This window comes from Planomonospora algeriensis (genome assembly GCF_977012225.1).
Genome location: NZ_CDRNDK010000402.1, coordinates 1 through 5,751 on the forward strand (window position 1 = coordinate 1; position 5,751 = coordinate 5,751).

Annotated in this window: 6 protein-coding genes; 4 read left to right on the forward strand and 2 right to left on the reverse strand. The window is 67.4% G+C overall.

Features of this window, described 5'->3' with window-relative positions; genetic code table 11:
- Positions 1-208 precede the first annotated feature (208 nt).
- The 4 genes from ACWJ6R_RS28645 (at position 209) to ACWJ6R_RS28660 (ending at position 4,635) form a co-directional block, all read left to right on the forward strand.
- Entirely contained in the window at positions 209-2,137 is a 1,929-nt protein-coding gene (locus tag ACWJ6R_RS28645) for a LamG domain-containing protein (protein ID WP_449065211.1), read from the forward strand.
- 63 nt (positions 2,138-2,200) lie between these two features.
- Positions 2,201-2,821: a hypothetical protein gene (locus ACWJ6R_RS28650; RefSeq protein WP_449065212.1), complete on the forward strand. Its 621-nt coding sequence runs from the start codon at positions 2,201-2,203 to the stop codon at positions 2,819-2,821.
- A 409-nt stretch (positions 2,822-3,230) separates the two neighbouring features.
- The gene (locus tag ACWJ6R_RS28655) at positions 3,231-3,563 is read left to right on the forward strand and encodes a helix-turn-helix domain-containing protein (protein WP_449065213.1); all 333 of its coding nucleotides are present in this window, start codon (positions 3,231-3,233) and stop codon (positions 3,561-3,563) included.
- 187 nt (positions 3,564-3,750) lie between these two features.
- Positions 3,751-4,635, forward strand: coding sequence for an IS5 family transposase (locus ACWJ6R_RS28660; RefSeq protein WP_449065216.1), 885 nt, complete (start codon positions 3,751-3,753; stop codon positions 4,633-4,635).
- Between the two features lie 49 nt (positions 4,636-4,684).
- Here ACWJ6R_RS28660 and lepB read toward each other — a convergent pair whose 3' ends face one another.
- A complete protein-coding gene (gene lepB / locus ACWJ6R_RS28665) occupies positions 4,685-5,287 on the reverse strand; it encodes a signal peptidase I (protein ID WP_449065214.1) in 603 nt (200 codons plus the stop codon).
- Between the two features lie 50 nt (positions 5,288-5,337).
- Positions 5,338-5,751, reverse strand: a 414-nt coding sequence (locus tag ACWJ6R_RS28670) for a substrate-binding domain-containing protein (RefSeq protein ID WP_449065215.1), incomplete at its 5' end; no start/stop codon positions are given.

Sequence of the window (5,751 nt, forward strand, 5' to 3'; positions counted from 1 at the left end):
AGCACCTACACCCTCACCCGTGGCCCAGAACCCTGATTAGCTGCGGAACCCAGGCCAGGCGGGCATCGCCGTCCCGGCGGGCACGCTTACTGACGGTTGGAAGGTCCGCTGGCGGCTGCGCGCGGTCGCCGACGACGTCTCTTCGGCCTGGTCGGAGTGGCAACAGGTCACCGTCGACGTCATCCATCCAGGCGAGGAACCGCTGGCGGTGACGAGCGGGCCGGTGATCCGCACCGACCAGAGCTTCAGTGTCGCGGCCTGGCTGCGGTGGAGCGACAAGGACGGCGACTACACCGTCGTCGAGCAGAAGGGCGTCCACCAGGCGCCGTTCCGCCTCGGCAACACCGCTGATCACGGCCTGACGCTCACCTTCACCAGCGCGGACGCCGCGGACGCGACGTCCGAGGGAGTGCTGACCGGGGTCGAGCCACCGGTGAACGAGTGGTTCCACCTCGCAGGTGTCTATGACTCTGCGGGGAAGGTCGCGACCGTCTACCTCAACGGCAACGCCGTGAAGTCGGCTCCCGTGAATGTGACCCCGTGGAACGCGGAAACGCCGATGACGCTCGGCACCGCCATGCTGGGCGACCTTGACGAGACGCGCGTCTACCAGCGGCCGCTGAGCGCGCAGGACGTCGCGGGGCTGCACGCGTCGGCCGGCGCCATCACCTCCAAGGTCTCGGCCCGGGAGCAGACCGGCACGACCGGGGAAGCCGAAGCAGGCGAGGACAGCAAGGAGAAGGAGAGCACGCCGGAACCGCGGGCGACGGCCGGCTCCACGGTCGCCGCGGGAGAGTCCTTCCCGTACAACCGGGTTTCCACCCGTCAGTGCCAGAACCTCCGGGAAGCGAAGTTCCCCAACCAGCCGAAGGGCACGAAGAGCCACGTGATGGAGTACTGGCGGGTGCACACGTACTGCACCAGCCGGCACCACCACTGGCAGATCTACTCCGACAGCAGGCGGACGAAGGTCGGCGCCGTCATCGTCTCCGCGACCGCGGTGATGAAGGCGTACGTCGGCGGCTGGAAGACCAACGGGGAACACGCGCGGGAAGATGCGAGCAACCCCGGCACCGCCCACCATCCGAGGGACATCGACGTCTGGGTCAGGATCGACGACGTCGTCTACACCGAGTCCCAGTTCATGGCGCCCATCATGGAGACGGACGACCATGACGTCACGCTCGAGATCAAGGCGAAGTCGAGCACCCCGAACGGCGCCACCTGCAACCTGACGAACAGCAAGGTCAAGGACGGGGCCGGCCGGCCCGTCAGTACGATCACCAAGGATGCCGAGGACTGGAAGGCGGACTCCCAGGTCACGGGGAAGGACGAATACTGGTTCACCTTCCGCAGCACGGCCAACAAGGACAAGTCCGACGTGGAGAAGGAGGCCTACCATGGCATCTCCAACTGCACCATCCGGCCGTACATCAGCATCGGGGACAAGGGCTGGCTTCCCGATATCAGGAACACGGTCTACTCCTGGGTAGGCCTGCACGCCCCGACTGTCCCGATGTGGGACAGGCCCAGGGAGGCCACAGACGCGACGGACAACGCTCCGACCCTCCGCTGTGACCTGTCCGACAACTTCACGGCCTACTACGGAGGCTGCATCTTCAACAAGGTCAGCAGGATCTACCGGATGTCCCGGGTTGACCCGCCGGGCGCGAAACCCGTCTCGCTCGTAGCCGAGCACCTCTGGCACACGCGCGAACTGCCCGACCAGACCATCCCGGACAAGACCATGACGGACTCCCCGCGCAAGCCGATCACCGGCAAGAAGTTCCCCGGGCACTGGCCTGGCGCCGCCCTGCACAACGTGGACAAGAAGGCCAAGACAGCCGACGGCGTGTCCGTGAGGGGCCGCAACAAGACCATGAAGACCAAGATCTGCAACCTCGACTACACCGCCGCCGAAAGAGCGGGCAAAGAATGTGACGAGTATCCGTTCAACAACACCGAGGAGGGGCCGGGATATCGTGCGAATGACCACGATCCCCGCTCACAGGGCTGGAACTTCTCCATCAGGCCCGTGCTGATCGAGCACAACAAGAACGCCGGAAACCATAAGCAGCTCTTCGAAGCCCAGAACCGCGTTCTCCACAAGGACGCCTTCTGGGTGAGCGTAATCTGAGATAGCCAGTCCGGTGTGCCGCTCCCTGCTCCCCGCTCCTCGCGGCCGGGGAGCGGCACTCCCATGTTCGATCGGATGGACATGCCGAACCCCACCCACCTGTACGACCTGCTCGAGTCCCACTGGGAGAACGTCGCCGACGGCTTCGCCGCCGTCTGGGCCGAAGGGCTGACAGTCGAGGAGACCGCCCGGCGGCTCGGCGCCGACCTGGGCAGCGCGACGGAGCTCACGCTGAAGGACATCGGACTCGGCTTCGAGGGTGATGAGATGCCCGGCGACGAGGACGGAATCATCCTCGTCGGCCCGTGGAACGCCTGGACCCTGGCGGTGCAGATCCAGTGGATGGACGTCACAGAAGAACCCCGGTTGTCAGAGCTTTCGCGCGACGGCGGCCGGGCTATCGCGATCGGCTGGCACGGTGACGGCGCGCACCGCGTGGAGCACGCGCTCGACGGCCGCCTTGCCTTCTCCTCGCCGCTGGAGGAGATCCTGGACCTGCTGCACGAGCATGGCGAGGATCTGCGAATGCCCACCGACTGGGATATTCCCGTGGACGTGGGATCACCCACTGAGGAGATGATCACGACGGCCCTCACGGCCATCGGCCGGCTCACCGGCAGGGAACTCGACGAGGAGTGGCTGGAGACGCCCCACATCCGCTACCTCATCCGCCGAACCCGTTGATCAAGCGGGCGGGACGTGCTGTCGAGCGGCACTGCGGCGAGTTCGTTGCGCGCCCAGTCACCGGGGTGTGACAGGCGAGCGGCGAGGTATTTCTCGATCTTGGCGATCTCGGTGTAGTTGCTGCCGTTGGTCAAGGCGGTCGTTCGCGTAGGTGTCCGGATGTGCATGTGGGTGGTCCAGGTCGGGCTCTCGGCGAGTTGTAGCCCGACCAGAGTGCTGGCCGCGCTGGCTCTGGAGTTGCCCCGGTTCGGTAGACACATCAGGGCTTGCGGCTACGCAGCAGCATAGCCGTCTTGATGGACGTTCTTGAGGGCCTGTCGGCGCTCGTATTCGGCTGGGCTGAGTTGACCGTTGACCAATGAGCGATTCGAAGAGCAGAGCATCTGGTCGCCTTGAAAGAGGAGGAATGATGAGCGGCGGACACTCCAAGTGGACAGAGGTCAAGGCGAAGGCGCGGGCGCTCGACCCGCGTTCGGATGCCGAGCGGGCGGCCGGACGAGAGGCCGCCCGTCAGCGGCGGGAGGCATACGTGCGCGGCTACCAGCTCGCTGAGATGCGCAAGGCCGCCGGTATCACCCAGACGGAGCTCGCTGGTGCCCTCGGTGTGACACAGGCGCGGATCTCCAAGATCGAGAACGGCGAGGTGTCCGGAATCGACGTCGTGCGCGCCTACGTCGCGGCGCTCGGAGGAACGGTCGATCTCGTCGCGACCCTGGGTGATCGCACGTGGAAGGTCGCCTGATGGGGGCTGCCCTCATCAAGTAGCAGAGTGACGGTGGCGCAGGGACGAAGTCGGCGGCGGTATGTTCCCCGGGATGCCAGGGCAGTGATAGCCGCCGTCTGAGAAAGTGTTGGGTAATTGATCAACCTCGGTCTGTAGCCGCCGGGTGGTGGCCCTTGCGGATCCCGGCTTCGCCAGGATCACCGGTATGTGTGTCTGTGCATGTAAGCCCGCCTATGGCACGTCCCTGACCGACGCCCAGTGGGCGGTGATCGCGCCGTTGCTGCCCATACGGGACCCGCGCCGGGGCGGACGCCCGTTGAAGTTCCCGCGCCGGTTGATCATCGACACGGTGCTGTACGTGCTGGGCACCGGCTGCGCCTGGCGGCTGGTCCCGCACGATCTGGCGCCGTGGGATGCGGCCTACCGGTGGTTTCGCGCCTGGACGGCCGACGGCACCTGGAATCGCGTCCATGACGCGCTGCGCGGGAAGGTCCGCACCGCCGAGGGCCGTGATCCGCAGCCGTCGGCGGCGGTGCTGGACTCGCAGTCCGTGCGGACCTGCCAGGGTGGTGAGGCGATCGGCTTTGATGCGGGCAAGCGGGTGCGGGGCCGCAAGCGCCACCTGCTGGTGGACACCTGCGGTCTGGTGCTGCGGGCGGTGGTGCATTCGGCCTCGGTGCAGGACCGGGCCGGCGCCAAGCTGGTCCTGTCCGGGATCCGGAGGGTGTTTCCGCAGGTGGGTCTGGTGTGGGTGGACGGCGGGTACGTCAACGCCGTCGATTCCGGGTTGGTGGGCTGGGCCGCGGGGGCGGAGAACGTCGAGATCGTCGCGGTGCCGCGCAACGCGGACGTGAAAGGCTTTCAGGTGCTGCCCCGCAGGTGGGTGGTGGAACGGACGTTCTCCTGGTTGGGACGGTGCAGAAGGTTGGCCCGCGACTACGAGCGCAAGACCGCGCACGCCGAAGCGATGATCAAGGTGGCCATGATCCGGCTCATGGCCGCCCGGCTGGCCGGGGAGGAGGTCGAGCCGCATGGTCCGATCGAGACCGAAGCGGCTCGACGCCTCGCCGAAGACCTCAATCCGGAGTAATCACCCGGTTACCCAACACTTTCTGAGGCCTGTCGGCTCTCATCGGTCCCTATCCGTTTCCGGCGAACACCCTGGTGAACGTGTCCGGTGTCGAGAGGATGGCCGCCCGGGAGAGGGGCCAGAAGACCGCCACGGCCCGGCCGGTCACATCGGCCTCCGCGATCGTCCCGCCGCCTTCGTGCTCCTCGTGGTCACGGGAGTCCCGGGAGGCCGAGCGGTGGTCGCCCATGACCCACAGGCGGCCCTGGGGGACGACCTTCTCGAACTCCTTCTTCGAGGGGAAGTCGTCGGGGTGGAGGTGGTCCTTCTCGTCGAGTGGGATCCCGTTCACAGTGATCCGCCGCTGGGCGTCGCAGCACTTGACCGTGTCACCGCCGATCGCGATGACCCGTTTGATGGTGTCCGCGCCGTCCCATCCCTTGAAGACCACCACGTCGCCGCGCTCGGTCGCGCCGTGCAGCTTGTTGATGACCACGCCGTCGCCCACGCGCAGGGTGTTCCCCATCGACTCCGACGGAATCCAGAACAGCGGGAAGACGAAGGCCTGCAGCAGCACCGCCGCCACGACGCCGCAGCCCACCAGGAACAGGCTCTCTCGTGCACCGCCCTTGCGGGATGAGGTGCTCTGCTCGTTCTCGGACCCAGCGGTCATGAGGTACTCCATCGGCGTCGGGCTTCCATTGTCGTCCCGCGCCGGGGCCGTCAGGTCGTGCCGCGGACGACCAGGGCCGTGGGCAGGACGCTGGGCGGGGGCGGCACGGCGGCGGTGCCGTCGATCATGGCGACGAGGGCGGCGGCGGCGGCCGTGCCGAAGCCGGCCTTGTCCTGGGCGACGGTGGTCAGGCCCGGCTGCACCAGTGCGGCGAGCTCGATGTCGTCGAAGCCGATCACCGCGATGTCCTCGGGGACCTTCAGGCCCGCCTCGGTGATCGCGCGGATCGCGCCGATCGCCATCTCGTCGCCGGCCGCGAAGACGGCGTCGGGGCGCTCGTCGGCCTCCAGCAGGCGCCGCATCGCGGTGTAGCCCCCGGACAGGTAGAAGTCGCCCTCGACCACGAGGTCGTCGCGCGCGGGCAGGCCGAGGCCGGCGAGCGCGGCGCGGTAGCCGGCCAGCCG